The following is a 25983-nucleotide window of genomic DNA, read 5'->3' as shown; positions in this document are numbered from 1 at the left end:
CGTTTTCTACGAGCGCCGGGCCGATGTCACCCGGTAGACGTCATAGACGCCCTCGACGCCCCTCACGGCCTTCAGGACGTGCCCCAGGTGCTTCGGGTCGCCCATCTCGAAGGTGAAGCGCGAGGTGGCCACCCGGTCCCGGGAGGTCTGGACGGCCGCGGAGAGGATGTTGACGTGCTGGTCCGACAGGACCCGGGTGACGTCCGAGAGGAGCCGGGAGCGGTCCAGGGCCTCGACCTGGATGGCGACCAGGAAGACCGAGGACTGGGTGGGCGCCCACTCGACGTCGAGGATGCGCTCGGGCTCACGGGACAGTGACTCCACGTTCACACAGTCGCTGCGGTGAACCGATACGCCACTACCGCGGGTGACGAAGCCGATGATCGGGTCGCCGGGGACGGGCGTACAGCAGCGGGCCAGCTTCACCCACACGTCCTCGACGCCCTTGACGATGACGCCCGGGTCGGCGCTGGAGCGGCGCTTGCGACTGCGGCTGCGGGTCGGCGGGACCGACTCGTCGATCTCCTCGGTGGCCGCCTCCTCGCCGCCGAGCGCGGAGACCAGCTTCTGCACGACGTTCTGCGCGGAGACATGCCCCTCGCCGATCGCCGCGTACAGCGCGGAGATGTCGGGGTAGCGCATCTCGTGCGCGAGCGTGACCAGCGAGTCGCCGGTGAGGATGCGCTGGATCGGCAGGTTCTGCTTGCGCATCGCCCGGACGATGGCGTCCTTGCCCTGTTCGATCGCCTCGTCGCGGCGCTCCTTGGAGAACCAGGCGCGGATCTTGTTGCGGGCACGCGGTGACTTGACGAAGCCGAGCCAGTCGCGGGAGGGACCCGCCCCGGCCGCCTTCGACGTGAAGACCTCCACCAGGTCGCCGTTGTCGAGCGTCGACTCCAGCGGTACGAGGCGGCCGTTGACCCGCGCTCCTATCGTGCGGTGGCCGACCTCCGTGTGGACGGCGTACGCGAAGTCCACCGGGGTGGCACCCGCCGGGAGCGCTATGACGTCGCCCTTGGGGGTGAAGACGAAGACCTCGTTGCGCGACAGGTCGAAGCGCAGGGACTCCAGGAACTCGCCCGGGTCCTCGGTCTCCTTCTGCCAGTCGAGCAGCTGGCGCAGCCACGCCATGTCGTTGAGGTGGTCGTCCTTCTTGCCGGCCTTGGGCACGTCGGTGCGCACCTTGGAGGCTCCGGCGACGGCCTCCTGCTTGTACTTCCAGTGCGCGGCGATGCCGTACTCGGCGCGGCGGTGCATGTCGAAGGTGCGGATCTGCAGCTCGACGGGCTTGCCGTTGGGGCCGATGACCGTGGTGTGCAGCGACTGGTACATGTTGAACTTGGGCATCGCGATGTAGTCCTTGAACCGGCCGGGGACCGGGTTCCATCGCGCGTGCACGGTGCCGAGGGCCGCGTAGCAGTCCCGGACGGTGTCGACCAGGACGCGGATGCCGACGAGGTCGTAGATCTCCGCGAAGTCGCGGCCTCGGACGATCATCTTCTGGTAGACGCTGTAGTAGTGCTTCGGGCGGCCGGTGACGGTCGCCTTGATGCGGGCCGCGCGCAGGTCCTGCTGGACCTCGTCGGTCACTATGGCGAGGTACTCGTCGCGCTTGGGGGCACGCTCGGCGACGAGCCGCACGATCTCGTCGTACATCTTGGGGTAGAGGATCGCGAAGGCGAGGTCCTCCAGCTCCCACTTGATGGTGTTCATGCCCAGGCGGTGGGCGAGCGGCGCGTAGATCTCCAGGGTCTCGCGCGCCTTCTTCTCCTGCTTCTCGCGCTTGAGGTAGCGCATGGTGCGCATGTTGTGCAGCCGGTCGGCGAGCTTGATGACCAGGACGCGGGGGTCCTTGGCCATGGCCACGACCATTTTGCGCACGGTCTCGGCCTGCGCGGCCTCGCCGAACTTGACCTTGTCCAGCTTGGTGACGCCGTCGACGAGCAGGGCGACCGAGTCGCCGAAGTCGCGGCGCAGCTGGTCGAGGCCGTACTCGGTGTCCTCGACGGTGTCGTGCAGCAGGCCCGCCATCAGGGTGGCCGGATCCATGCCCAGCTCGGCGAGGATCGTGGTCACCGCGAGGGGGTGCGTGATGTACGGGTCGCCGCTCTTGCGCTTCTGGCCGCGGTGCCAGCGCTCGGCGACCTGGTAGGCGTTCTCGATCTTGCGGAGGGTGGCCGTCTCGATCTTCGGGTCGTTGCTGCGCACGATCCGCAGCAGCGGCTCCAGGACCGGGTTGTACGGGTTGGAGCGCTGCACGCCGAGACGGGCGAGGCGGGCGCGGACGCGGTTGGAGGACCCGGAGCGGGCGGGCTGGCCGGTGTTCGGGCGGTCCGTGGCCGAGGGGGTCGCCCCCGCTCGAGCGGAGTCGGCGGTGGGAGAGGGCACGGGGCGCTCGGGCGGGACCGGCTTGGGGCGCGCCTGCTCGGCGGCCTTCTCGACCGGCGCGGACTGGGCGTGCTCGACCGGCCCGGCGCCGTCGTTCGTCGCGTGCGGCGTGCTCGGCGCGGGCTTGGCCGCGGCTGCCGAGGTGGACTCGGGCTTGGCGGCGGTCAGGTGCTGGGCCTCGTCTGGCAAGAGGACTCCTCGTGCGCGATCCGGGTCCCCCGGTCAGGCTCCGGAGACCCCATGGTAGCGATCCTGGGCCGTGGGATCGCCTTCCGGCCACTGTGAGGGACGTCTACCCGAGTAACACGGGGGGCTGCCGACGGCATTCCGGTCGGCCCCGCAGGGCCGCTCCCGGTCCGCCCCGGACAGGAGAACGGCCGCCCGGGCGGGTGCCGGGGCGGCCGTTCTCGTCTCGCACGGGCGCGCTGTGGGGTCAGACCACCAGCAGGGCCTCCAGGGGGGCGCCGCCGAGGGCCGGCTCCAGGCGGGAGCGGCCCGCGAGGAAGCCGAGTTCCATCAGGACCGCCAGGCCGGCCACCTCGGCGCCCGCCCGGCGGATCAGCTGGATGGCCGCCTCGGCGGTGCCGCCGGTGGCGAGGACGTCGTCGACGATCAGGATGCGGTCGTCGGCGGACAGGTCCTCGGCGTGCACCTCGATCTCCGCCGAGCCGTACTCCAGGTCGTAGGCCTGGGCGAGGGTCGCTCCGGGGAGCTTGCCCGCCTTGCGCACGGGGATGAAGCCGAGGCCCGCGCGGACGGCGACCGGGGCGCCGAGGATGAAGCCACGGGCCTCCAGACCTACGACCTTGGTGGCACCGGTGCCCGCCGCGATCTCGGCGAGCGCGTCGGTGAGCGCGGTGAACGCCGAGGGGTCCGCCAGGAGCGGCGTGATGTCCTTGAACATCACGCCCGGCTCCGGATAGTCCGCGACATCGCGGATACGGCTGAGCAGCAGCTCCTGGATGTCGGTCATCGGCGCTTCCCGGAGGGCCGGCCCCGGCCGCGGCCACGGGACGCGGGCTGGTTGCGCGGTCCGACGACCGCCGGAGCGGCGTCCTCGTGCTCGTCGTCGTACCCGGCGTCGGCCGTACGGGCGTCCGCCTGCTCCTCCTCGGTGGCGGCCTGGGCCCGCTTGGCGAGGACGCGCTTGCGCAGGGCCTGCATCTGCGGCTCGCGCTCCTTGAGGTCGGCGACGAGCGGCGTGGCGATGAAGATCGAGGAGTACGCACCGGCCGCGAGGCCGACGAACAGCGACAGCGAGATGTCGTTGAGCATGCCGGCGCCGAGGAAGCCGCCACCGATGAACAGCAGGCCCGCGACGGGCAGCAGCGCCACCACGGTCGTGTTGATGGACCGCATCAGGGTGCTGTTGATCGAACGGTTCGCGATGTCGCTGTAGGTCCAGCGGGTCTGCTTGGTGATGTCCTTCGTCTGCTCCTTGAGGCTGTCGAAGACGACGACCGTGTCGTAGAGCGAGTAACCGAGGATGGTGAGCAGACCGATCACGGTGCCCGGGGTGACCTCGAAGCCGACGAGGGCGTAGATACCGGTGGTGATGGTGATGTCGTGGATCAGGGCGACGAGCGCGGCGATGGCCATGCGCCACTCGAAGGCGATCGCCAGGTAGATCACCACCAGGACCATGAAGATCGCCAGGCCCTCCCAGGCCTTGTTGGCGATCTGGTCACCCCAGCTGGGGCCCACCAGGTCGGCGGCGAGGTTCTCCGGGTTGACCTTCAGGTCGTCGGCGAGCTTGCTCTTGATCGCGTCGGACTTGTCGGTGTCGATGCCGGCGATCTGGATGCGCAGGCTGCCGTCGCCGAGCTTCTGGACGACCGCGTCGTGACCGGAGGCGTCCTGCGCGTACGTCTCGGCCTGGGCGACCGAGGCGGTCATGTTCTTGGGCGTGGTGAAGACGGCGCCGCCCTGGAACTCGATGCCCATGTTCAGGCCGCGCACGGCCAGACCGAGGATCGCCGTGATGGTGATCAGGAGCGAGACGCCGTACCAGATCTTGCGCTTGCCGACGAAGTCGTAGCCGACCTCGCCGCGGTGCAGTCGGGCGCCGAGGCTGCCGAGTTTCGACATCTCACGCCTCCTTCGGGTCGACGGGGGCGGAACGACGGGTGCGGCGCAGCGGCGGCTTGGCTCCGAGTGCCTTCGGGTCCAGGCCGGACCACTTGTGGCCGTTCGCGAAGAACTTGCGGCGCGCGAGGATCGTCATCAGCGGCTTGGTGAACAGGAAGACGACGACCACGTCGAGCACGGTGGTCAGGCCGAGCGTGAACGCGAAGCCCTGGACCTTGCCGACGGTGACGATGAACAGCACCGCGGCGGCGAGGAACGACACGAAGTCGGAGACCAGGATGGTGCGCCGGGCGCGCGGCCAGGCCCGCTCGACGGCGGGACGCAGGGTACGGCCCTCGCGGATCTCGTCCCTGATGCGCTCGAAGAACACGATGAACGAGTCCGCGGTGATACCGATCGCGACGATCGCGCCGCAGACGGCCGGCAGGTTCAACGCGAAGCCGATGGCCTCACCGAGCAGCGACATGAGCGCGTAGGTGAGGGCGCCGGAGACCAGCAGCGAGGGAATGGCGATGACCGACAGGCCGCGGTAGAAGAGCAGCAGGTAGATCACGACGAGTCCGAGGCCGATGGCGCCCGCGATCAGACCGGCGTGCAGCTGCTCGCCGCCGAGCGCGGCGGTGACCGTGGTGACGCTCGCCTCCTTGAAGGTGAGCGGCAGGGCGCCGTACTTCAGCATGTTGGCGAGGCTCTGCGCCTCCTGCTGGGTGAAGCTGCCGGAGATCTCCGCGCTGCCGCTGGTGAGCGCCTCACTGACGCGCGGGTCGGAGACCACGTCGCCGTCGAGGACGATCGCGAACTGGTTCTGCGGCTGCGTCTTCTGCGCGAGCTGGCCGGTGATGTCGGCGAACTTCTTGGTGCCCTTGCCGGTGAACTCCATGTTGACGGTCCAGCCGGCGGCGGTCTGGGTGTTGAAGACGGCCTGTGCCTGCTTCACGTCCGTGCCGTCGACCGCGGCGGGGCCGAGGACGTACTTCTGCCACGTGCCCGAGGAGTTGCCGCAGGCGACGGTGGGGTCGGAGGCCTTGGCGGTCTTGCCGGCGGTGGCGCGGTCCGACTTCTTGGTGCAGTCGAGGGCCGTGTACTCCGCCTCGAGCTTGTTCGCCGCGGCGCTGGCGGCGGCGCTGTCACTCGCGGCCGGGGTGGGGCTGGCGGACGCCTTGGCGCTGGAGGAGGCGGTGGCGCTCGGCGTCGAGTCCGCCTTCAGGGCGTCGGTGACCGCGCGGCCCTGCGAGGTGGCGGTGGCCGAGGGCTTCGCCGAGGGGCTCGAGGTGCTGGTGGCCTTCTGCGTCGACTTGTCGGTCGACTTGCCCGAAGCGCTGCTGGAGGCGCTCGGCGACGGGCTGGTCGTCGCGGCGGCGCCCGAGACCTCGGTCGCGAGGACCGGCCGGAAGTACAGCTTGGCGGTGGTGCCGACCTGGTCCCGGGCCTCCTTGGAGTTCGTGCCCTTGGGGATGTTGACGATGATGTTCCGGTCGCCCTGGGTCTGGACCTCCGCCTCGGAGACACCGAGACCATTGACACGGCGGTTCATGATGGCGACCGCGGTATCCATGTTGGTCTTGTTGATCGCGTTGGGCTGGCCGGGCTCGTTCACCGCTTCGAGCGTGATGCTCGTACCGCCGGCCAGGTCGATGCCCAGGCGCGGGGTGGTGTTCCCGGAGGCGAACATTCCGCCGGTGAGCGCCACAATGGCGATCAGAATGAGGGCCAGCGAGCGTCCTGGCTTGCTCTGGGCGCCCGCGCTCCGGCCCTTTTTAGGTGCTGCCACCTTCTCGTACTCCCTCTCGGGCCGCTCCGCGCCGGGTCAGCGCGGTGTCGGCCATGACATGGTGTCGGGATCCCCGTGTGCGAGATGCGCGCGTCCCGGGGCACGCGAGGTCGGCCGCGTGCCCCGGGACGTCACTACTTCGCGTCGGAGTCGCCGTCGGTCTTCTTCGGCTCCTCGTCCGACTTCGCCTCTGCGGTGACGGTCTCGTCGGCAGGCTCCTCGGGCGCGTCCTTCTTGCCGAGGTCGACTGACTTGTCGTCGGAGGCGGCGGCAGCTTCGTCGGCGGAGTCGTCGGTCTCGGTGAGGGAGGAGGCGTCGTCCGGGACGACGTCGGAGTCGGACTTCAGGTCGTGCTCGATGCCGTGCACGATGCGGTTGTACTCGTCGTCGCTGAGCACGGAACCGATGGCGTTCTTCGCGAAGAGGAGCTCGACGCCCGGGCCGGCGTCCAGGAGGACGGTGTCCTCGTTGACCTCCTTGACCGTCGCGTACATGCCCCCGATCGTGCGGACGCCGCTGCCGGGCTGCAACTCGTTGCGCATCGTCGCGGCCTGCTGCTGCTTGCGCTTGGCCGAGCGGGTCATGAGGAACATGGCCCCGATGAGCACGATGAACGGGAGGAGCATGGTGATATTCACGGGACGGAGTTTCCTTCGCACGACCGCGATGGGGAGCGGCCTGATGGATGGGGGTATGTATACCGCCGACAAAGGCGGCATCGGCGGAGTCTAAGCGAGTCCGCGCGCAAGGAACAACGCTCAGCATGGCACCTGGGTTCCTGACCGGGCCAATACCACCCCGTCACGATGCCATCACGTCCCGAACAGGTCCTGTTGTCCGTTTCCCGCAATCGCCGAGCGGGGCGGGGTGAGGCCGAGATGCGTCCACGCGGCGGGCGTGGCGACCCGGCCGCGGGGGGTCCGGGCGAGCAGTCCCTCGCGTACGAGGAAGGGCTCGGCGACCTCCTCGACGGTCTCGCGCTCCTCCCCCACCGCGACGGCGAGGGTGGACAGGCCGACCGGACCGCCTCCGAAAAGCTTCAGCAAAGCCTCCAGGACTCCGCGGTCGAGACGGTCGAGGCCGCGGGCGTCGACCTCGTAGACCTTCAGCGCGGCGGCCGCGATCTCGCGGGTGATGAGCCCGTCGGCCTTCACCTGCGCGTAGTCCCGGACCCGGCGCAGCAGACGGTTGGCGATACGGGGTGTGCCGCGGGAGCGGCCGGCGATCTCGGCGGCGCCGTCCGCCTCGATCTCCACGTCGAGGAGGTTCGCGGAGCGGTGGATGACCCGCTCCAGTTCGGCGGGCTCGTAGAACTCCATGTGTGCGGTGAAGCCGAAGCGGTCGCGCAGCGGGGGCGGCAGCAGGCCCGCGCGGGTGGTGGCGCCGACCAGGGTGAACGGGGGCAGTTCGAGGGGGATCGCGGTGGCTCCCGGGCCCTTGCCGACGATGACGTCGACGCGGAAGTCCTCCATCGCCATGTACAGCATCTCCTCGGCGGGCCGCGACATGCGGTGGATCTCGTCGAGGAAGAGGACCTCGCCCTCCTGGAGGGAGGAGAGGATCGCCGCCAGGTCGCCGGCGTGCTGGATGGCCGGGCCGCTGGTGATGCGGATCGGGGCGCCCATCTCGGCGGCGATGATCATCGAGAGGGTGGTCTTGCCGAGGCCCGGGGCGCCGGAGAGCAGCACATGGTCGGCGGTGGCGCCACGCGCGCGTGCGGCACGCAGGACCAGGTCGAGCTGTTCGCGGACCTTCTCCTGGCCGATGAACTCGTCCAGGTCCTTGGGGCGCAGGGCGGCCTCCACGGCCTGGTCCTCACGGTCGGCGACAGAGCCCACCAGCCGCTCCGCGGCGGGGGCGGTCTCGTCGGTCGTGTCGTCCCAGTTCACTGACGTTCTCCTAGCGGGCGCGGTTCAGGGTCTGCAGGGCGGCCTTCAGCAGCTGACCGACCTGAGGTGTTCCCCCGGCCGCCTCGGCCTGCGGTGCCACGGCGGTGACGGCCTCGTCCGCCTCGCGCGTGGCGTAGCCGAGGCCGATCAGGGCGGCGTGCAGCTGGTCGCGCCAGCCCTGGCTGACCGGGGCGCCGATCGCGGGGGCGCCGATCGGCTCGCCGAGCCGGTCCCTCAGCTCCAGAAGCAGCTTCTGGGCACCCTTCTTGCCGATGCCCGGCACGGCGATCAGGGCCTTCTCGTCCCCCGTGGAGACCGCGCGGCGCAGGGCGTCGGGGGTGTGGACGGCCAGCATGGCCTGGGCGAGGCGCGGGCCGACCCCGCTCGCGGTCTGGAGCAGCTCGAACACCTGGCGCTCGTCGTCGTCGACGAAGCCGTAGAGGGTGAGGGAGTCCTCCCGGACGACCAGGGAGGTGGCGAGCTTGGCCGGCTTGCCGAGACGGAGGGTCGAGAGCGTGTTCGGCGTGCACTGCACGGCCATGCCGACGCCGCCGACCTCGACCACCGCCGCGTCGGGAGCGAGGGCGGCGATCGTGCCGCTCACAAAGGCGATCATGCCGTACGGCCTTTCCGTGCTGTGGTCCCTGCTGAGGTCTGGGCTGTGGCTGTGGCTGTGGCTGTGGCTGTGTGCAGGGCGACGGCCTGCTGGAGTCGGTTCTGCGCGGGGGCGCGCCAGATGTGGCAGATGGCGAGCGCTAGGGCGTCGGCGGCGTCGGCGGGCTTCGGGGGCGCGTCCAGCCGGAGCAGGCGGGTGACCATGGCTCCGACCTGGGCCTTGTCGGCGCGACCGCTGCCGGTGACGGCGGCCTTGACCTCGCTGGGGGTGTGCAGGGCGACGGGGATGCCGCGGCGGGCGGCGCAGAGCATGGCGACGGCGCTGGCCTGGGCGGTGCCCATCACGGTCCGTACGTTGTGCTGGCTGAACACCCGCTCCACGGCGACGTATTCGGGCCGGTGCTCGTCCAGCCAGGCTTCGATGCCCTGCTCGATCGCGACGAGGCGCTGCCCCAACTCGGCGTCCACGGGCGTGCGGACGACACCGACGCCGACCATCGTCAGCGCCCGGCCCGCGACGCCCTCGACGACGCCGACACCACATCGGGTCAGTCCCGGGTCCACCCCGAGTACGCGCACCGCGCCCCTCCTTCGATCTCCCCCAGCCTCACCGGGCTCAGCCCCAGTTCGTGCAGGCTATCGGGTGCCACCGACAACGGCCGACATGGCGACGGGCCGACGGGGCGTGTCCCGTCGGCCCGTTGAGCCGCTTTGTCCGCTCAGCTCGCGGTGGCGTTACGCGTCGACCTTCTCCATGATCTCGTCGCTCACGTCGAAGTTGGCGAAGACGTTCTGCACGTCGTCGCTGTCCTCCAGGGCGTCGATCAGCTTGAAGATCTTCTTGGCGCCCTCCTCGTCCAGCTCGACCTGGACGGACGGCACGAAGCTGGAGTCGGCGGAGTCGTAGTCGATCCCGGCGTCCTGGAGGGCGGTGCGGACCGCGACCAGGTCGGTGGCCTCGCTGATGACCTCGAAGGTCTCGCCGAGGTCGTTGACCTCCTCGGCGCCCGCGTCCAGGACCGCGTCGAGGACGTCGTCCTCGCTCAGCTCCCCCTTGGGGACGATCACGACGCCCTTGCGGCTGAACATGTACGACACCGAGCCCGGGTCCGCCATGTTGCCGCCGTTGCGGGTCATGGCGACGCGCACGTCGGAGGCGGCGCGGTTGCGGTTGTCGGTGAGGCACTCGATGAGCACGGCGACGCCGTTCGGGCCGTAGCCCTCGTACATGATGGTCTCGTAGTCGGCGCCACCGGCCTCGAGACCGCCGCCGCGCTTGATCGCGGAGTCGATGTTCTTGTTCGGCACCGACTGCTTCTTGGCCTTCTGCACGGCGTCGTACAGCGTCGGGTTGCCTTCGAGGTCGACGCCGCCCATGCGCGCGGCGACCTCGATGTTCTTGATCAGCTTCGCGAAGAGCTTGCCGCGCTTGGCGTCGATCACGGCCTTCTTGTGCTTCGTCGTGGCCCATTTAGAGTGGCCGGACATCTGCCTGTCTCCTTCGCGTAACCCATCTATGAACGAACGCCAGAGATCCTACAAGGACTCCGCCCCTACTCCGGTGTCCGGTTCGCGCGCACCATGTCGACGAACAGGGAGTGCACGCGGTGGTCGCCGGTCAGTTCCGGGTGGAACGACGTGGCGAGCGCGTTGCCCTGGCGGACCGCGACGATGTGGCCGTCGTGCTCGGCGAGCACTTCGGTCTCGGCACCGACGGACTCGACCCAGGGGGCGCGGATGAACACGCCCTCCACAGGATCGCCCGGAACGCCCTTCACGTCGAGGGCGGCCTCGAAGGACTCGTTCTGCCGGCCGAAGGCGTTGCGGCGCACGATCATGTCGATGCCGCCGACGGTCTCCTGGCCCGAGCGCGGGTCGAGGATCTTGTCGGCGAGCATGATGAGGCCCGCGCAGGTGCCGTAGACGGGCAGGCCGTCGCGCACACGCGCGCGCAGGGGCTCCATCAGGCCGAAGAGGACGGCGAGTTTGGAGATGGTGGTGGACTCGCCGCCGGGGATGACGAGTCCGTCGACCTCGGCGAGTTCCTCGGGGCGCCTGACCGGCCTGGCCACGGCGTCGGCCGCGGCCAGGGCGACGAGGTGCTCCCGTACGTCGCCCTGGAGGGCCAGGACGCCTATGACAGGGACTTCGTTGGACATGGGGTGGGTTACCAGCCGCGGTTGGCGTAGCGCTCGGTCTCGGGGAGGGTGTCGCAGTTGATGCCGACCATGGCCTCGCCGAGGTTGCGGGACGCGTCCGCGATGATCTTGGGGTCGTCGTAGAAGGTGGTGGCCTTCACGATGGCGGCGGCGCGCTTGGCCGGGTCGCCGGACTTGAAGATGCCGGAGCCGACGAAGACGCCCTCGGCGCCGAGCTGGCGCATCAGCGCGGCGTCGGCGGGGGTGGCCACGCCGCCGGCCGAGAACAGCACCACCGGGAGCTTGCCGAGCTCGGCGACCTCCTTGACCAGCTCGAACGGGGCGCGCAGCTCCTTGGCGGCAGCGTAGATCTCGTTGTTGTCGCAGCCGCGCAGCTTGGCGATCTCGCCCTTGATCTGGCGCAGGTGACGGACGGCCTCGACGACGTTGCCGGTGCCGGCCTCGCCCTTGGAGCGGATCATGGCGGCGCCCTCGGCGATGCGGCGCAGGGCCTCGCCCAGGTTGGTGGCACCACAGACGAAGGGGGTGGTGAAGGCCCACTTGTCGGAGTGGTTGACCTCGTCGGCCGGGGTGAGGACCTCGGACTCGTCGATGTAGTCGACGCCGAGGGACTGCAGGACCTGGGCCTCGACGAAGTGGCCGATGCGGGACTTGGCCATGACCGGGATGGAGACGGCCTCGATGATGCCCTCGATCATGTCCGGGTCGGACATGCGGGCCACGCCGCCGTCCTTGCGGATGTCGGCGGGGACCCGCTCCAGGGCCATGACGGCGACGGCGCCCGCGTCCTCGGCGATCTTCGCCTGCTCCGGCGTGACGACGTCCATGATCACTCCGCCCTTGAGCTGCTCGGCCATGCCGCGCTTCACGCGGGCGGTGCCGGTCTCGGGGGCCTGGTTTTCGGAGAGCGTGCTGGACACGGATGACCTCGCTGAAGTGAAAGAGGGTTTCTGCAGACACCGAGGAAACGCGAGTGGGCCAGTCCACTGCAAGGGCCAATGGGAAGCCGGTGGATCCTTTTCGGGACGGGAGCCGTCTACGCGGCCCGGTCGGCCAGCGCCGTCGGAGGCTCGTCGTCCATCTCGAAGGCCATCGGGAAGGGGGCGTGACCGGCCAGGCGGAACCAGCGGACCTTGCGGTGTTCGCGCAGACGGCGGGCGGCGCCCACGGCGTCGTTGTGGAAGCGCCGGGCCATCGGGACGCGCCGTACGGCCTCGGTGAGCTCGTGGGCGGCCGCCTCGCCACCGGGGGCCTCACGGACCGCCTCCACCTGGGGCGCCTCCGCGAAGACGGCCCGCAGGGCCTGGCTGAGCTCGCTCTCGGCGACCTCCCGCTGCTCCTCCTCGGCCTGCCGGGCGGCGTGCGCGGCCTCGTACAGGACGATCGAGGCGGCGGGGTCCAGGACACCCGAGGTGGCCAGTTCCTGCGCCACCGAGGCCCGGCGCAGCAACTGCGCGTCGAGCGCGGCGCGGGCGGCGTCGATCCTGGTGTGCAGACGGTCCAGCCGCCCCGCGGTCCAGCTCAGATAGAGGCCGACGGCGACGAGGGCGACGAGGATCCAGATCAGGGTTGCGGTCACGGGCGGTCAGGTTACCGGGGCCCGTGAGCCGCGCCCGCGCCCAGTCCCGCGCGAGCCCGAACCCGTACTCAGTCCCGCGCGAGCGCGAACCCGTACTCAGTCCCGCGCGAGCCCGAACCGTGCCCGCAGCCCCGGCCCCCGCTCGTCCTCCGCGGCCGCCACCGCCGTCGTGCCGTCCGTCACCGTCTCGTACACCGACAGGATGTCCGCGCCCACGGTGGACCAGTCGAAGCGTCGTACGTGGGCGCTCCCCCGCTCCCGCAGCTCGGCCCGGCGGTCCGGGTCGGCCAGCAGACGAACGGCCGCCTCGGCGAGCGCGTCGGAGTCCTCGTTGGCGAAGAGCTCGCCGGCCGCGCCCTGGTCCAGGACCTGGGCGAAGGCGTCCAGGTCCGAGGCGAGGACCGGCGCGCCCGCCGACATGGCCTCGACCAGGATGATGCCGAAACTCTCGCCGCCGGTGTTGGGGGCGATGTACAGGTCGACGCTGCGCAGGAAACGGGCCTTGTCCGCGTCGCTGACCATGCCCAGGAACTCGACGCGGGACCGGAGCCCGGCCGGCAGGGACTCGACCGCCTCCTCCCCGTCACCGCGCCCCGCGACCAGCAGCCGGGTCTGCGGGCGGGCGGCCAGGATCTTCGGCAGCGCCTTCATCAGCACCGGCAGGCCCTTGCGGGGCTCGTCGATGCGGCCGATGAAGCCGATCGTGTCGCCCTGCCACTCCGGCCTGGGCTCGGCCTCGGCGAAGAAGCCGACGTCGACGCCGTTCGGGATGACGACCGCGTCGCCGCCGAGATGCTCCACCAGGGTGCGGCGGGCGTACTCGCTCACCGCGATCCGCGCGCTGATCTTCTCCAGGGCCGCCTGGAGGATCGCGTACGCGGCGATCATCGCGCGCGAGCGGGGGTTGGAGGTGTGGAACGTCGCCACGATGGGCCCCTGTGCCGCCCAGCAGGCCAGCAGGCCCAGCGACGGCGATGTCGGCTCGTGGATGTGGATGACGTCGAACGCGCCGTCGTGCAGCCAGCGGCGGACCCGGGCGGCCGACAGGAAGCCGAAGTTGAGGCGGGCGACCGAGCCGTTGTACGGCACCGGGACCGCGCGGCCGGCCGAGACGACGTAGGGCGGCAGGGGTGTGTCGTCGTCGGCGGGGGCGAGGACGGAGACCTCGTGGCCCAGGCCGATGAAGTACTCGGCGAGGTCGCGGATGTGGAACTGGACGCCGCCCGGGACATCCCAGGAGTACGGGCAGACGATGCCGATCCTCACGAGGGCCCCTTACCGGGGTCGAGGTCCTTCAGCCACAAGCGCTGCAGCATGTGCCAGTCCTCCGGATGGTCGGCGATCCCCGAGGCGAAGGCATCGGCCAGCGCCTGTGTCATGACAGACGTCTTCTCGGCGCGGGTACCTGTCTCGGGTACCTCGATCGGGGGATGGACCCGTCCCTGCATGACGGGCGACTCGTCGTACCAGAGCGTCACCGGGAGGAGCAGGGCGCCGGTCTGCTGCGCCAGGAGCGCGGGTCCGGCCGGCATCCGGGTGGCCTCGCCGAAGAACCCGACCTCGACGCCGGACGAGGACAGGTCCCGCTCGGCGACCAGACAGACCAGGCCGCCGTCTCGGAGCCTGCGCGCCAGGGTGCCGAAGGCGGTGCCGCCGCTGTGCGGGAGCACCTCCATGCCCAGGCCCTCGCGGTAGGCGACGAAACGGTCGTAGAGGGTCTCGGGCTTGAGGCGCTCGGCGACCGTCGTGAAGGGCGTCTCCAGCTCGGTGGTGACCCAGGCGCCGGCCAGGTCCCAGTTGGCCATGTGCGGCAGCGCGAGGATGACACCCCGGCCGGAGGCGATGCCGTCGGTCAGGTGGTGCAGGCCCTTGGGGTCGAAGCCCTTCCTTATGCGCTCGGGGCTCCACGCCGGAAGCCGGAACGACTCCATCCAGTAGCGCAGGTAGGAGCGCATGCCCGCGCGTGAGAGCTCGGCCAGGCGCTCGGGGCCCGCGTCGGGCACCACGCGCGCGTAGTTGCTCTCCAGGCGCCGCACGCCCTTGCCGCGCCGCTTCCAGGCGAGGTCGGCGATGGTCCGGCCGAGGCGTACGGCGACCGGCTCCGGGAGCTTCTTGACCGTGCTCCAGCCCAGCCCGTACAGCCCGTCGGTCACCTGATCCCGGAAGCTCACTTCGCCGCCTCACTCCCCTGGGAGGCGTTCTCGCTGCCCTGGGCGGCGCTGCCCTGGGGGGCGTTCTCGCTCTCCTGGGCGGCCGCTGCGGCCTCCGCCTCGGCCGATTCCCGGCGGACGGTGACCACCCGCTGGATCAGCGTGACGAGGCTGCCCACGGCGACGATCCACAGGGCGACCGGCAGCAGGTACTGGATGCCGGGCACGCCGAACTTGTGCAGTCCCGCGAAACCGGCCGCGACCAGCGAGATCACCAGGCGCTCGGCACGCTCGACGAGACCGTTGACGGCGACCGGCAGACCGATCGACTCGCCGCGGGCCTTGGTGTACGAGACCACCTGACCGCTGGCCAGGCAGAAGATGGAGACCGCGCACAGGGCGATGTTGTCGCCGCCGGCGGCGTACCAGAGGGCGAAGCCGCCGAAGATCGCGCCGTCGGCGACCCGGTCGAGCGTGGAGTCCAGGAAGGCGCCCCAGCGGCTGGAGCGGCCCAGCTGGCGGGCCATGTTGCCGTCCACCAGGTCCGAGAACACGAACAGCGTGATCACGACCGTGCCCCAGAAGAACTCGCCCATGGGGTAGAAGACCAGCGCGCCCGCGACCACTCCGGCGGTACCCAGGAGCGTGACCGTGTCGGGGCTGACGCCCCGCCGGATGAGAAACGCGGCGAACGGTGTGAGGACACGCGTGAAGAATGCACGCGCGTACTTGTTCAGCATGGCCTTCCCGAGGGTCGGTGTCGCCGTACGGCCCCTGCTGGCCACCGGCTGGCCCATCGTAGCCACGCGCGCGTGTGTGCGACGGTCGGGCACCCGGACGCCCGTGTCACGTCCTGAAGGCATACGGGTAACAGCGCGATCGCGTCGCTCGTATGGACGCACCGTGACGGGAGTGGAAAGCTCGAAGGACCGCGGGCGTCATCGGAGCCGCCACCGCACGCGGCCCGGCATGCCCGCGCCCACAGTGACCTCACCGTGCACGGGAGGCAGGAGCATGGGCGACAAGGCGAACACACACCCCGGAGCCGCCGGCAGGGCTACGGCGGCCGACCACCCCGCGTCCGTACGGAATGTGGTGCTGGTCGGCCACTCCGGATCGGGCAAGACGACACTGGTGGAAGCTCTCGCGCTGACAGCGGGGGCGGTGAACCGGGCGGGCCGTGTGGAGGACGGCGGCACCGTCTCGGACTACGACGAGATCGAGCACCGGCAGCAGCGCTCGGTACAACTCTCCCTGGTGCCGGTGGAATGGGACGGCATCAAGGTCAACCTCCTCGACACCCCCGGATACGCCGACTTCGTCGGGGAGCTGAGGGCCGGTCTGCGCGCCGCGGACGCGGCCCTTTTCGTCGTCTCCGCCTCGGACGGAGTGGACGGCTCGACACGCATGGTGTGGGAGGAGTGCGCCGCCGTCGGTATGCCCCGGGCGATCGTGGTCACGCATCTGGAGGCGGCCCGGTCGGACTTCGAGGAGATGACCCGGACGTGCGCGGAGGCCTTCGGCGGGGACGACCCCGACGCCGTGCTTCCGCTCTATCTGCCGCTGCACGGCCCGCAGGGCGCGGACGGGCACGCGCCGGTGACGGGTCTCACCGGGCTGCTGTCGCAGAAGCTGTTCGACTACTCGTCCGGTGAGCGCAAGGAGACCGAGCCCGGCGAGGACCAGCTGCCGGAGATCGAGGAGGCCCGCAACCGGCTGATCGAGGGGATCATCTCGGAGAGCGAGGACGAGACCCTCATGGACCGCTATCTGGGCGGCGAGGAGGTCGACTTCAAGACGCTCGTCGACGACCTGGAGCGGGCCGTGGCGCGCGGGGTCTTCCACCCCGTCCTGGCCGCCGCCCCCGCGGCCGAGGGCGCGAAGCAGGGGCTCGGCACGGTCGAGCTGCTGGAGCTGGTCACCGGCGGCTTCCCGACGCCGTTCGAGCACCCCACCCCGGGGGTCACGACCATCGACGGCAAGCCGCGCGAGATCAAACCCTGCGACACGGCCGGGCCGCTGGTCGCCGAGGTCGTGAAGACGGCCTCCGACCCCTACGTCGGCCGGGTCTCGCTGGTGCGCGTCTTCTCCGGCACGCTGCGCCCCGACGAGACGGTCCATGTCTCCGGCCACGGCCTGTCCGACCGCGGGCACGAGGACCACGACGTCGACGAACGCGTCGGCGCGCTGTCCACCCCCTTCGGCAAACAGCAGCGCACGGTGACGCACGCCATCGCGGGCGACCTGGTGTGCGTGGCCAAGCTCGGCCGCGCGGAGACCGGCGACACGCTCTCCGCCAAGGAAGACCCGCTGCTGATGGAGCCGTGGCAGATGCCCGACCCGCTGCTGCCGCTCGCCATCGAGGCGCACAGCAAGGCCGACGAGGACAAGCTCTCGCAGGGCCTCGCCCGGCTCGTCGCCGAGGACCCGACCATGCGGCTGGAACAGAACCAGGACACCCACCAGGTCGTGCTGTGGTGCCTGGGCGAGGCGCACGCGGACGTGGCGCTGGAGAGGCTGCGCAGCCGCTACGGCGTCCAGGTCGACGTCGTACCGCACAAGGTGTCGCTGCGGGAGACGTTCGCGGGCAAGGCCGCCGGGCGCGGTCGGCATGTGAAGCAGTCCGGTGGACACGGGCAGTTCGCGATCTGCGAGATCGAGGTGGAGCCGCTGCCCGGCGGCTCGGGCATCGAGTTCGTGGACAAGGTGGTCGGCGGCGCGGTGCCGCGGCAGTTCATCCCCTCGGTCGAGAAGGGCGTGAGGGCCCAGGCGGCCAAGGGAGTCGCGGCCGGATACCCGCTGATCGACGTCCGGGTGACCCTGCTCGACGGCAAGGCGCACTCGGTGGACTCCTCGGACGCCGCCTTCCAGACGGCGGGCGCGCTCGCGCTGCGGGAGGCCGCGGCCGAGGTGAGGATCCATCTGCTGGAGCCGGTGGCCGAGGTGTCCGTACTGGTCGGCGACGACTACGTGGGCGCCGTGATGAGCGATCTGTCCGGGCGGCGGGGCCGGGTGCTGGGCACGGAACAGACCAGCGGGAACCGGACGTTGATCCGGGCCGAGGTGCCCGAGATCGAGATCGGGCGGTACGCCGTCGATCTGCGCTCGCTCTCCCACGGCACCGCCCGCTTCAACCGCTCCTACGCGCGGCACGAGCCGATGCCGTCCCAGATCGCGGAAAGGATTCGCGAAGAGGCGCGCGCCGCCACGTAGTTGGTGCCCCTCCGCGTCGGCGGGCGGCTTCGGCCGTCCGCCGACGAATGTCACTGCCTGGGGATACGCTGAACTCCTGATCAAGTTGTCGCACGATCATCGCGATGACCTGATCAACAGGTGTGCGGAGCAAGGAAGTCGGGAAGAGCCGCAGAAGTGACGTCGGGCGGCGATCGGGGGCTGGCATGACTGAACCGACCTGGGATCTCATCACTCCACAGGTGCCGATCACCGGCTCGGTCGAGAAGGCGACCTTCGCGCTCGCCTCGGCGGCCTACCGGGACGACGAGGTCGGCAAGATCCTCGAGGCGAACAACGAGTGGCACGAGTCGACCGTCAAGCCACCCCGCAAGTGGGCCACGATCTTCCGGCCCAACCTCGGCGAGGCCTTCTCCCAGGCGGTGGTCGCCCGGATGCTGGGCGTCGGCCGGAAGCCGGTCGTGCAGTCCTTCGGCATCGAACCGCAGACGGTCGTCGAGCACTGCATGGCCGCGAACAACCTGCGCCGGCAGCGCGACCGGAAGCTCACCGCCGTGATGCTGCTGTGCGGTGTGCTGTTCCTGCCCGGGACGCTGGTCTGGCTGCTGGTCTTCCAGATACGGACCACCATCGCCAAGCGCGACGACAAGCGGGCGTCCGGGCTGGCCACCACGCTGCTCGTCGCCGTGGGCGCGCTGGCCGTGCTCTTCCTGATCCGGATGCCGTTCACGGGTTTCTGGGCGTGGTACGCGCGCCTGGCGGTCGTCGCCCCGGTCGTCGGCTGGGTGCTGGCCAAACAGATCTGCGAGCGCTCGGCCACCGATCTGCGCGCCCGCTGGGACAGCCTCCTGTCCGGCGGCACCGTGGGCGCCCAGGTCCCCCAGTCGGTGCCCACCAGCCCCGGCGACACCCGCGCCGACCGGCTGCGCCAGGCCTTCGGCGAGCTGAACAACGAGCAGCGGTCCAACTCGGTCTTCTACGCCGGCCCCAAGGGCATCCTCGGCATGGGCACCCGCTGGGGCCACTGGTACCTCGCCGAGGATCTGATCCCGCACGTCTCCGAGAAGGAGGAGACCGACCCGCTGCGGGTGGCCATGTCCAAGCACATCGTGCCGGAGCCGGAGATCGACAGGTTCCAGAGCTTCGACGTGGTGAGCGCCATCGAGCGGAACCTGGCCAAGCTCAACACGGGTCCGCTGACCACCGGCGGCTTCCCCAAGCCGAAGGTCTCGCACTGGGTCGTCTCGCACATCGGTGCGGGCGCCAAGGAGATATCCCGCCCCGGCGGCACCACGGCGCACCAGATCAACCTGGAGGAGATCCGGAAGATCTGCAACACCAAGCAGTACGACACGGGTGACCGGCACTATCTGGGCGTCCAGTGGACGCTCTGGGACGGCCAGTTGGTCATCACGATGATGGTCTCGGTGACGGTGCTGCACAAGACGCTGCGCATCGAGCTCACCGGCCACGCCCTGGGACCGGTCAACGGGCTGTTCTCGAGCAAGCCGGCGGCCAAGGAGAGGGAGGTCGCCCATCCGGTCCGGTTCTGGGAGACCCGCAAGGTGAAGCTCCCGCTCGTCGACAGCGACGAGGTGGTCCGCCTCACGGCCCGCGCCCCGCTGACCTGGTATCCGCCGCTGCTGAACTGGCTCGGCGGCTCGATGGCGCTGCCCGAACCGTTCGGGCTGCGGCACGCCTGGGCCGACCAGCCGTGGAAGCACCGCTTCATGACGGACGACGTGCTGCGCACCGCGACTCCCGTGCTGCGGGTGGTGCACGAGTCGACCATCGAGTTCCTGAAGGGCCACAACGTCAACACCGAGAAGTTCGACACCCGGTCCACGTTCCTCAGCGGGAACGTGCAGGACCCCATGCCCAAGAAGGACGACGTCTACGACGCGTGAGCGGACGTGGCCGTCACTGGGCCGGCCACGCCTCCGCCAGCATCTTCCTCGTGTCCGCCAGCAGCTGCGGCAGGACACGGGTGTGGCCGACCACCGGCATGAAGTTGGTGTCGCCTCCCCAGCGGGGGACGATGTGCTGGTGGAGGTGGGCCGCGATGCCCGCGCCGGCCACCGTGCCCTGGTTCATGCCGATGTTGAAGCCATGGGCGCCCGAGGCGGTGCGCAGGGCCGTCATGGCCTGCTTGGTCAGGGCGGCCAGCTCCACCGTCTCGGCGTCGGTGAGGTCCGTGTAGTCGGCGACATGGCGGTAGGGCACGACCATGAGGTGGCCGCCGTTGTAGGGGTAGAGATTCAGGACGGCGTAGACCTGTGCGCCGCGGCGGACGATCAGCCCGTCCTCGTCGGACTTTGCCGGGATCGAGCAGAAGGGGCAGCCGTCTTCGGCACCGGGACCGGTCGGCTTGTTCTCGCCCTGGATGTAGGCCATCCGATGGGGCGTCCACAGGCGCTGGAAGGCGTCCTGCGTCCCCACTCCCCACTGCTGCTCCGGCTCACTCGTCATGCAGTGCAGCATATGGCGTCGCCCGTTCGCGGCGTGTCGCCGGGGTTCGCGGAAAAGGCCGCCGGGCCAAGCTGGGCTCGTGGACGATGACACTCGTGGTGCCCGCTGGGAGCAGCGCACCGAGCTACCCCTCGCGGTGGCGTCGCTGTTCTTCCTCGCCTCCTACGCGGTCCGTGTCCTGGCACCCGGCCTGACGGATCCCTGGCAGGACTTCGCCCTCGCCGTGCTGCTGGCCTCCTGGATGCTGTTCGCCTTCAACTACGCGGTGCTGTGGAAACTGAGCGGCCAGGGGCACAGGTTCGTGCGCAGGCACCTGCTGGACACGGCGGTGCTGATCCTGCCGCTGCTGCGGCCCCTGCGGATCGTCAAGGTCTACGAGGCCGTGCAGCGACGGCACGGCAAGCCCCGGCTCGCGCTGCACGCGCGCGTGATCGCCTACTCCGGGCTGGCCACGGTGCTGCTCGGCTTCGCCGGTGCCCTCGCCGTCTACCAGCAGGAACGCGGGGCGCCGGGAGCGACCATGAAGACGTTCGGGGACGCGATCTGGTGGACCTGCGCGACCCTGACGACCGTCGGCTACGGCGACATCACCCCGGTGACACCGCTGGGCCGCCTCATCGCGGTCGGGATGATGGTCATCGGCCTGGCCCTGCTGGGCGCGGTGACCGGCACGTTCGCCTCGTGGCTGCTGCAGTCCTTCACGCGCGAGGACGACGAGGGGCCCCCGGGAAGCTGACCTCCCGGGGGCCCCGTACGAAGTGAGGGATCAGACCTGGGTCCGCTCCGCCACGACCTTGGCGATCTTCGCGATGGCCTCGTCGAACGGGATGCCGTTCTCCTGGGATCCGTCGCGGTAGCGGAAGGACACCGAGCCGCCCGCCATGTCCTCGTCGCCCGCGATGACCATGAAGGGCACCTTCTGCTTCTGGGCGTTGCGGATCTTCTTCTGCATGCGGTCGGAGGACGAGTCCACCTCGACCCGCAGGCCCTTCTTCTTGGCCTCGGCGGCGAACTTCGCCAGGTACTCGACGTGCGCGTCCCCGATCGGGATGCCCACCGCCTGCACCGGGGCCAGCCACGCCGGGAACGCCCCCGCGTAGTGCTCCAGAAGCACGGCGAAGAAACGCTCGATGGAGCCGAACAGCGCGCGGTGGATCATGACCGGGCGCTGCTTGGAGCCGTCCGGGCCGGTGTACTCCAGGTCGAAGCGCTCCGGCAGGTTGAAGTCGAGCTGGATCGTCGACATCTGCCAGGTGCGGCCGATCGCGTCCTTGGTCTGCACGGAGATCTTCGGGCCGTAGAAGGCGGCGCCACCCGGGTCGGGAACCAGGGGCAGGCCCTGCTTCTCGGCGACCTGGCGCAGCGTCTCGGTCGCCTCCTCCCAGACCTCGTCCGAGCCGACGAACTTCTCCGGGTCCTTGGTGGACAGCTCCAGGTAGAAGTCGGTCAGACCGTAGTCCCGCAGCAGGCCGAGGACGAAGGTGAGCGTCTTGTCGAGCTCCTCCGACATCTGCTCACGGGTGCAGTAGATGTGCGCGTCGTCCTGCGTGAAGCCCCGCGCGCGGGTGAGGCCGTGCACCACGCCCGACTTCTCGTACCGGTACACGGTCCCGAACTCGAAGAGGCGCAGCGGCAGTTCGCGGTAGGAGCGGCCGCGCGCGTCGAAGATCAGGTTGTGCATCGGGCAGTTCATGGGCTTGAGGTAGTAGTCCACACCCTCGTCGAGCTGCATGGGCGGGTACATGCCGTCGGCGTACCAGTCCAGGTGCCCGGAGGTCTCGAAGAGCTTCCCCTTGGTCGCGTGCGGGGTGTAGACGAACTCGTAGCCCTCCTCCTCGTGCCGGCGGCGCGAGTAGTCCTCCATGACCCGGCGGACGATGCCGCCCTTGGGGTGGAAGACGGCGAGGCCGGAGCCGATCTGCTCCGGGATGGAGAACAGGTCGAGTTCGGAGCCCAGCTTGCGGTGGTCGCGCTTCTCGGCCTCGGCGAGGAAGTCGAGGTACGCCTTCAGCTCGTCCTTGGACGGCCAGGCGGTGCCGTAGATGCGCTGGAGCATGGGGTTCTTCTCGCTGCCGCGCCAGTAGGCGGCCGCGTTGCGCATCAGCTTGAACGCCGGGATGAGGCGGGTGGAGGGCAGGTGGGGGCCTCGGCAGAGGTCCTTCCAGCACAGCTCGCCGGTCCTGGCGTCCAGGTTGTCGTAGATCGTCAGCTCGCCTGCGCCGACCTCGACGTCCGCGCCATCGTCGGAGGATGCGGAGCCCTTGAGGCCGATCAGTTCGAGCTTGTACGGCTCGTTCGCCAGCTCCTCGCGGGCGGCCTCGTCGGTGACGACACGGCGGGCGAACTTCTGCCCCCGCTTCTGGATCTCCTGCATCTTCTTCTCGATGGCCTTGAGATCCTCGGGCGTGAAGGGCTTCTCGACGTCGAAGTCGTAGTAGAAGCCGTCCTTGACCGGCGGACCGATGCCCAGCTTGGCCTCGGGGAAGATCTCCTGCACGGCCTGCGCCATGACGTGCGCAGTGGAGTGGCGCAGGATGTTCAGGCCGTCCTCGGAGGAGATCTCGACGCCCTCGACGGTCTCGCCGTCGCGCGGCTCGTACGCGAGGTCCTTGAGCTCACCGGCGACCCGGGCGGCGATGATCGAGCGCTCGCCGGCGAAGAGCTCGGCGGCCGTAGTGCCCGTCGTCACCACGCGTTCTTCCCGCTCGGAATCGCGCTGGATGATCACACGGACGTCTGACACCGGTCTCTCCTGACTGAAGGTGGGTGCGGCGCCATACCAGGAGCGCGCGCAATAGGGGATCGTACCGACCCCGACCCACCGACCGCGAAACGGTTACCGACAGTCCCCGGCCGAGCACGACGCCGCGGCGTCAGTCGCAGTCGTCCCCGCTGCACGCCTCCTCGAAGAAGTCGAGATGCTCGTGCAGCGACTTCATCAGCCGGTCCCGCTCCGCCTCGTCCACATGCACCGGTACGACGTCGCCCGCACCGGTGAGCCGGCGGAAGCCGCCCCGGCTCTCCAGCCGCCCGTGCAGCCGCACCGGCAGTCCCACGAGGTGGGCGTGCCCGGCGATCCGGTAGTCCTCCTCGTCGAGGGTGACACGGACATGCGGTATCTCGGCCCCGGCGATCACCCGCAGCCGTACGCTGCCCTCGCCGCGCGGCCCCGACCTGCGCATCCGCACCACCGTGCCGGTGATCCGCACCGCCACCGACGGCTCGTCGCGCAGGAAGCGGGCACCGGCCTCGCGCAGCACGGGCAGGTCGCCCGGTGAGAACTCGACGGGTTCGACACCCGCCGCGCAGCCGTCGGGGACACCGGCGGCGGGCGCCCACTCCACTCCGATCCGCGCGCCTTCCGTACCCCGTACGAGCGCGATCAGGGACTCCGTGAGCTCACGGCTGACGCCCGCCTCCACGGCCCCGTCGAAGGCGTCCATGCCGCCGGTGGCGCGCTGGTAGTCGATGGCCTCGCGGGCGGCGTACAGGGCCTGGTGGAGTCGGACGGCGAGCGGGCGGGCGGTGCCGACGGGCACGAAGGCGGTGAGGCGGCCGTCGCCGACCGCGGGTCCGACGAGCACGCTCTCCAGCAGCGCGGCGGCGGCACGGCGGTGCCGGGCGCCGTAGTAGCCGGCCCGCGCGCGGGTGGCGAGCGCACCGGCGAGCAGCATCTGCCGGGCGGCGGAGCGCAGTTGCTCCTCGACCGTCCAGGGCGCGGAGTCGCCGGGCCCGGTCGGGGCCTGGCGCCACCAGCGGATCTCGTCGCTGGGCACGGCGAGGCCGACCAGCACCTCGCGCGCTGACGGCGTACCGCTGCGGGTCAGCGCGACGATCGCCTCGCCGAGCAGGTCGTCGCTGTCGGGAAAGGCCCGGCTCTCGGGCACCAGCAGGCTGGTGCCGGCGCCGCCGGGGCCCGGCGGGGTCCAGCGGCCGTAGCGTCCGGGCGCCCCTCCTCGGCGCTGCCAGCCGTGCCGACGCAGCAGGGCGCTGAGGACGGCGGGGTCGACCTGCTCGGGCTCGGGGGGCCGGTGCCAGGCCGCAGCCGCGATGTCGTCGGGGTGCGGCCTCACCGGCCGCAGTGGCTCCTCCAGCGGGCGGTGCGTCATGGTCTGCCTCCCGTCCCGACCCGCGTCATGATCTCGCAGAGGGCCCGGTCGTCGAAGATGCGTGAGGTCGGTATCCGCACGGTGGTCCGGGTCCGGCCGGTGATCGGCTGTCCGGCGAGGTTGACCCAGTAGCAGCAGTGGCGCAGGTCGAGGCGGTCGTGGCTGGCGCGCAGCCAGTCGTCCTGGGATCTGGGGACGAGCATCACGACCAGGATCTTGTGCACGGAGACCGGGGTGCGCGCGAGCTTGCGCAGATGGTCGTTGTCGAGCGTGAAGGAGAAGAACCGGCCCGGTGGGTTCGGTGCGACCTGGTACGTGCACTTCAGCTGCACCTTGATGGTGACCTCGTCGTCGACCGTGTGCCCCGGCGAGCCGTGACTGACGTGCCAGTCGATGCCGTTGTCCGGAAACGGTTGCGACAGCGAGCAGCCGGCCGCCGCGGCGACGGCGTGCAGATAGCCCACCTGCAGTGTCTCCATGCAGGCGGTGGTGGCGAGTGTGCCGCGAAGGGGGCCCGTACGTTCGGGCAGCAGCCCGCCCCGCTCGGGCTGCGCTATCGCCATGACCAAACAGCCTTCCAAGCCAAGTGTTTCCCCGCTGCGGGCCGCTGAACTGCAAAGACCCGTACTCCTGTTGTGTCCTTCCGGCGTACGGCGCAAACAGCCCGGGTATCACCAAACAGGCAGAAGACGGGACGTCAGCTGCCGTGGGTGAACGAGGAGTTGTGTAGGCATGACGACCTGGTACGAGGGGCCCCTGGCCGCCTTCGACACGGAGACCACGGGTGTCGACGTCGAGACCGACCGGATCGTGTCGGCCGCCGTCGTCGTCCAGGACGCACCGGGCACCCGGCCCCGGATGAGCCGTTGGCTGGTCAACCCGGGTGTGCCGGTGCCTGAGGCGGCGACGGCGGTGCACGGCCTGACGGACGAGCACCTGCAGCGCAACGGCCGCTGGCCGGCCCCGGTGATGTTCGAGATAGCCGAGGAGCTGGCCGAACAGGCCACGATGAACCGCCCGTTGGTGGTGATGAACGCGCCGTTCGATCTGACGCTGCTGGACCGGGAGTTGCGCCGCCATCGCGCCTCCTCCCTGGACCGCTGGTTCGAGGGCTCGGCGCTGCGCGTCCTCGACCCCCGGGTCCTGGACAAACACCTGGACCGCTACCGCAAGGGCCGCCGCACCCTGACCGACCTGTGCGCGCACTACGGCGTCACCCTGGAGGGCGCCCACGACGCGGGCGCGGACGCACTGGCCGCGCTGGATGTCGTACGGGCCCTGGGGCGCCGTTTCGCCGGCCGGCTGGAGCGTCTGACCCCGGCCGAACTGCACGCGCTGCAGACCAGTTGGCACGCGGCGCAGGCGCGCGGTCTGCAGGCGTGGTTCACCAAGAGCGGCACGCCGGAGATCGTCAACCCGGACTGGCCGCTGCGACCGGACCTGCCGGCGGCGGCATGAGGGAGGCGCGAGCAAAAAAGAGCCGGTCCGCGTGGTGCGGACCGGCTCTCCCGGTGGGCGATACTGGGTTCGAACCAGTGACCTCTTCGGTGTGAACGAAGCGCTCTCCCAGATCG

General features: G+C 70.3%; 23 protein-coding genes. 4 read left to right on the top strand and 19 right to left on the bottom strand.

The genetic code is table 11. The features are described from left to right. Window positions 1-6: 6 nt before the first annotated feature. From ABZT17_RS32360 to pgsA, 15 genes are all read right to left on the bottom strand, one after another. Window positions 7-2577, bottom strand: coding sequence for a bifunctional (p)ppGpp synthetase/guanosine-3',5'-bis(diphosphate) 3'-pyrophosphohydrolase (locus ABZT17_RS32360; RefSeq protein ID WP_356354085.1), 2571 nt, complete (start codon window positions 2575-2577; stop codon window positions 7-9). Window positions 2578-2821: 244 nt separating this feature from the next. Then, window positions 2822-3361, bottom strand: coding sequence for an adenine phosphoribosyltransferase (locus tag ABZT17_RS32355; RefSeq protein WP_356354084.1), 540 nt, complete (start codon window positions 3359-3361; stop codon window positions 2822-2824). Then, complete coding sequence (secF, locus tag ABZT17_RS32350; RefSeq protein ID WP_356354082.1) at window positions 3358-4476, bottom strand: protein translocase subunit SecF; 1119 nt, start codon at window positions 4474-4476, stop codon at window positions 3358-3360. The genes ABZT17_RS32355 and secF overlap by 4 nt, the downstream gene beginning before the upstream one ends. Window position 4477: 1 nt before the next feature. Then, entirely contained in the window at window positions 4478-6247 is a 1770-nt protein-coding gene (gene secD / locus ABZT17_RS32345) for a protein translocase subunit SecD (RefSeq protein WP_356354080.1), read from the bottom strand. Window positions 6248-6381: 134 nt separating this feature from the next. Then, window positions 6382-6885, bottom strand: coding sequence for a preprotein translocase subunit YajC (yajC, locus tag ABZT17_RS32340; protein WP_356354078.1), 504 nt, complete (start codon window positions 6883-6885; stop codon window positions 6382-6384). 174 nt (window positions 6886-7059) lie between these two features. Then, the gene (gene ruvB / locus ABZT17_RS32335; RefSeq protein ID WP_356354076.1) at window positions 7060-8136 is read right to left on the bottom strand and encodes a Holliday junction branch migration DNA helicase RuvB; all 1077 of its coding nucleotides are present in this window, start codon (window positions 8134-8136) and stop codon (window positions 7060-7062) included. Window positions 8137-8146: 10 nt separating this feature from the next. After that, complete coding sequence (ruvA, locus tag ABZT17_RS32330) at window positions 8147-8752, bottom strand: Holliday junction branch migration protein RuvA (RefSeq protein WP_356354074.1); 606 nt, start codon at window positions 8750-8752, stop codon at window positions 8147-8149. Then, window positions 8749-9330: a crossover junction endodeoxyribonuclease RuvC gene (gene ruvC / locus ABZT17_RS32325; protein WP_356354072.1), complete on the bottom strand. Its 582-nt coding sequence runs from the start codon at window positions 9328-9330 to the stop codon at window positions 8749-8751. The genes ruvA and ruvC overlap by 4 nt, the downstream gene beginning before the upstream one ends. 156 nt (window positions 9331-9486) lie before the next feature. Beyond that, window positions 9487-10239 (bottom strand): YebC/PmpR family DNA-binding transcriptional regulator, encoded by a 753-nt coding sequence (locus ABZT17_RS32320; protein WP_356354071.1) that lies wholly within the window; start codon window positions 10237-10239, stop codon window positions 9487-9489. Between the two features lie 65 nt (window positions 10240-10304). Further along, window positions 10305-10910, bottom strand: a complete 606-nt coding sequence (gene pdxT, locus ABZT17_RS32315) for a pyridoxal 5'-phosphate synthase glutaminase subunit PdxT (RefSeq protein ID WP_356354069.1) — start codon at window positions 10908-10910, stop codon at window positions 10305-10307. Between the two features lie 8 nt (window positions 10911-10918). Further along, window positions 10919-11830: a pyridoxal 5'-phosphate synthase lyase subunit PdxS gene (pdxS, locus tag ABZT17_RS32310; RefSeq protein WP_356354067.1), complete on the bottom strand. Its 912-nt coding sequence runs from the start codon at window positions 11828-11830 to the stop codon at window positions 10919-10921. Between the two features lie 116 nt (window positions 11831-11946). Further along, window positions 11947-12489, bottom strand: a complete 543-nt coding sequence (locus ABZT17_RS32305; RefSeq protein ID WP_356354065.1) for a hypothetical protein — start codon at window positions 12487-12489, stop codon at window positions 11947-11949. A 96-nt stretch (window positions 12490-12585) separates the two neighbouring features. Further along, window positions 12586-13755, bottom strand: coding sequence for a glycosyltransferase family 4 protein (locus ABZT17_RS32300; protein WP_356354063.1), 1170 nt, complete (start codon window positions 13753-13755; stop codon window positions 12586-12588). After that, window positions 13752-14660, bottom strand: coding sequence for a phosphatidylinositol mannoside acyltransferase (locus tag ABZT17_RS32295; RefSeq protein ID WP_356354061.1), 909 nt, complete (start codon window positions 14658-14660; stop codon window positions 13752-13754). Before ABZT17_RS32295 ends, ABZT17_RS32300 begins: the two co-directional genes overlap by 4 nt. Further along, a complete protein-coding gene (gene pgsA, locus ABZT17_RS32290) occupies window positions 14657-15436 on the bottom strand; it encodes a phosphatidylinositol phosphate synthase (RefSeq protein ID WP_356354125.1) in 780 nt (259 codons plus the stop codon). Before pgsA ends, ABZT17_RS32295 begins: the two co-directional genes overlap by 4 nt. Before the next feature lie 217 nt (window positions 15437-15653). Here pgsA and ABZT17_RS32285 point away from each other — a divergent pair, with 217 nt between their 5' ends. Together ABZT17_RS32285 and ABZT17_RS32280 are read left to right on the top strand one after the other, a co-directional pair. Then, the gene (locus tag ABZT17_RS32285) at window positions 15654-17852 is read left to right on the top strand and encodes an elongation factor G-like protein EF-G2 (RefSeq protein ID WP_356354059.1); all 2199 of its coding nucleotides are present in this window, start codon (window positions 15654-15656) and stop codon (window positions 17850-17852) included. A 185-nt stretch (window positions 17853-18037) separates the two neighbouring features. Continuing rightward, a complete protein-coding gene (locus tag ABZT17_RS32280) occupies window positions 18038-19738 on the top strand; it encodes a hypothetical protein (RefSeq protein ID WP_356354058.1) in 1701 nt (566 codons plus the stop codon). Window positions 19739-19751: 13 nt separating this feature from the next. Here the strand turns inward: ABZT17_RS32280 and ABZT17_RS32275 are convergent, their stop codons facing one another. After that, entirely contained in the window at window positions 19752-20312 is a 561-nt protein-coding gene (locus ABZT17_RS32275; protein WP_356354056.1) for an HIT domain-containing protein, read from the bottom strand. A gap of 67 nt (window positions 20313-20379) precedes the next feature. On the opposite strand from ABZT17_RS32275, the gene ABZT17_RS32270 reads away from it, so the two are divergent. Next, a complete protein-coding gene (locus tag ABZT17_RS32270) occupies window positions 20380-21036 on the top strand; it encodes a potassium channel family protein (protein ID WP_356354054.1) in 657 nt (218 codons plus the stop codon). A 30-nt stretch (window positions 21037-21066) separates the two neighbouring features. On the opposite strand, the gene thrS is transcribed toward ABZT17_RS32270, so the two are convergent. The 3 genes from thrS to ABZT17_RS32255 form a co-directional block, all read right to left on the bottom strand. After that, a complete protein-coding gene (gene thrS / locus ABZT17_RS32265) occupies window positions 21067-23043 on the bottom strand; it encodes a threonine--tRNA ligase (RefSeq protein WP_356354052.1) in 1977 nt (658 codons plus the stop codon). Window positions 23044-23173: 130 nt separating this feature from the next. Then, on the bottom strand, window positions 23174-24409 hold the full coding sequence (locus ABZT17_RS32260) for a hypothetical protein (RefSeq protein ID WP_356354050.1): 1236 nt from the start codon (window positions 24407-24409) through the stop codon (window positions 23174-23176). Then, window positions 24406-24972, bottom strand: a complete 567-nt coding sequence (locus tag ABZT17_RS32255; protein ID WP_356354048.1) for a DUF4365 domain-containing protein — start codon at window positions 24970-24972, stop codon at window positions 24406-24408. The genes ABZT17_RS32260 and ABZT17_RS32255 overlap by 4 nt, the downstream gene beginning before the upstream one ends. Window positions 24973-25141: 169 nt before the next feature. On the opposite strand from ABZT17_RS32255, the gene ABZT17_RS32250 reads away from it, so the two are divergent. Further along, entirely contained in the window at window positions 25142-25867 is a 726-nt protein-coding gene (locus ABZT17_RS32250; RefSeq protein ID WP_356354046.1) for a 3'-5' exonuclease, read from the top strand. The last annotated feature ends 116 nt before the right edge of the window (window positions 25868-25983 follow it).

This window comes from Streptomyces sp. NPDC005648 (genome assembly GCF_040605395.1).
Classification (GTDB): Bacteria; Actinomycetota; Actinomycetes; order Streptomycetales; family Streptomycetaceae; genus Streptomyces.
Note: the sequence above shows the minus strand (reverse complement) of the source record. Positions and strands in the feature narration are given on the sequence as shown.

Coding starts and splice junctions, on each gene's coding strand:
- ABZT17_RS32355 (WP_356354084.1), bottom strand. CDS start 3,361: ATGACCGACATCCAGGAGCTGCTGCTCAGCCGTATCCGCGATGTCGCG.
- secF (WP_356354082.1), bottom strand. CDS start 4,476: ATGTCGAAACTCGGCAGCCTCGGCGCCCGACTGCACCGCGGCGAGGTC.
- ruvA (WP_356354074.1), bottom strand. CDS start 8,752: ATGATCGCCTTTGTGAGCGGCACGATCGCCGCCCTCGCTCCCGACGCG.
- ABZT17_RS32320 (WP_356354071.1), bottom strand. CDS start 10,239: ATGTCCGGCCACTCTAAATGGGCCACGACGAAGCACAAGAAGGCCGTG.
- pdxT (WP_356354069.1), bottom strand. CDS start 10,910: ATGTCCAACGAAGTCCCTGTCATAGGCGTCCTGGCCCTCCAGGGCGAC.
- pgsA (WP_356354125.1), bottom strand. CDS start 15,436: ATGGGCCAGCCGGTGGCCAGCAGGGGCCGTACGGCGACACCGACCCTC.
- ABZT17_RS32285 (WP_356354059.1), top strand. CDS start 15,654: ATGGGCGACAAGGCGAACACACACCCCGGAGCCGCCGGCAGGGCTACG.
- ABZT17_RS32280 (WP_356354058.1), top strand. CDS start 18,038: ATGACTGAACCGACCTGGGATCTCATCACTCCACAGGTGCCGATCACC.
- ABZT17_RS32275 (WP_356354056.1), bottom strand. CDS start 20,312: ATGCTGCACTGCATGACGAGTGAGCCGGAGCAGCAGTGGGGAGTGGGG.
- ABZT17_RS32260 (WP_356354050.1), bottom strand. CDS start 24,409: ATGACGCACCGCCCGCTGGAGGAGCCACTGCGGCCGGTGAGGCCGCAC.
- ABZT17_RS32255 (WP_356354048.1), bottom strand. CDS start 24,972: ATGGCGATAGCGCAGCCCGAGCGGGGCGGGCTGCTGCCCGAACGTACG.
- ABZT17_RS32250 (WP_356354046.1), top strand. CDS start 25,142: ATGACGACCTGGTACGAGGGGCCCCTGGCCGCCTTCGACACGGAGACC.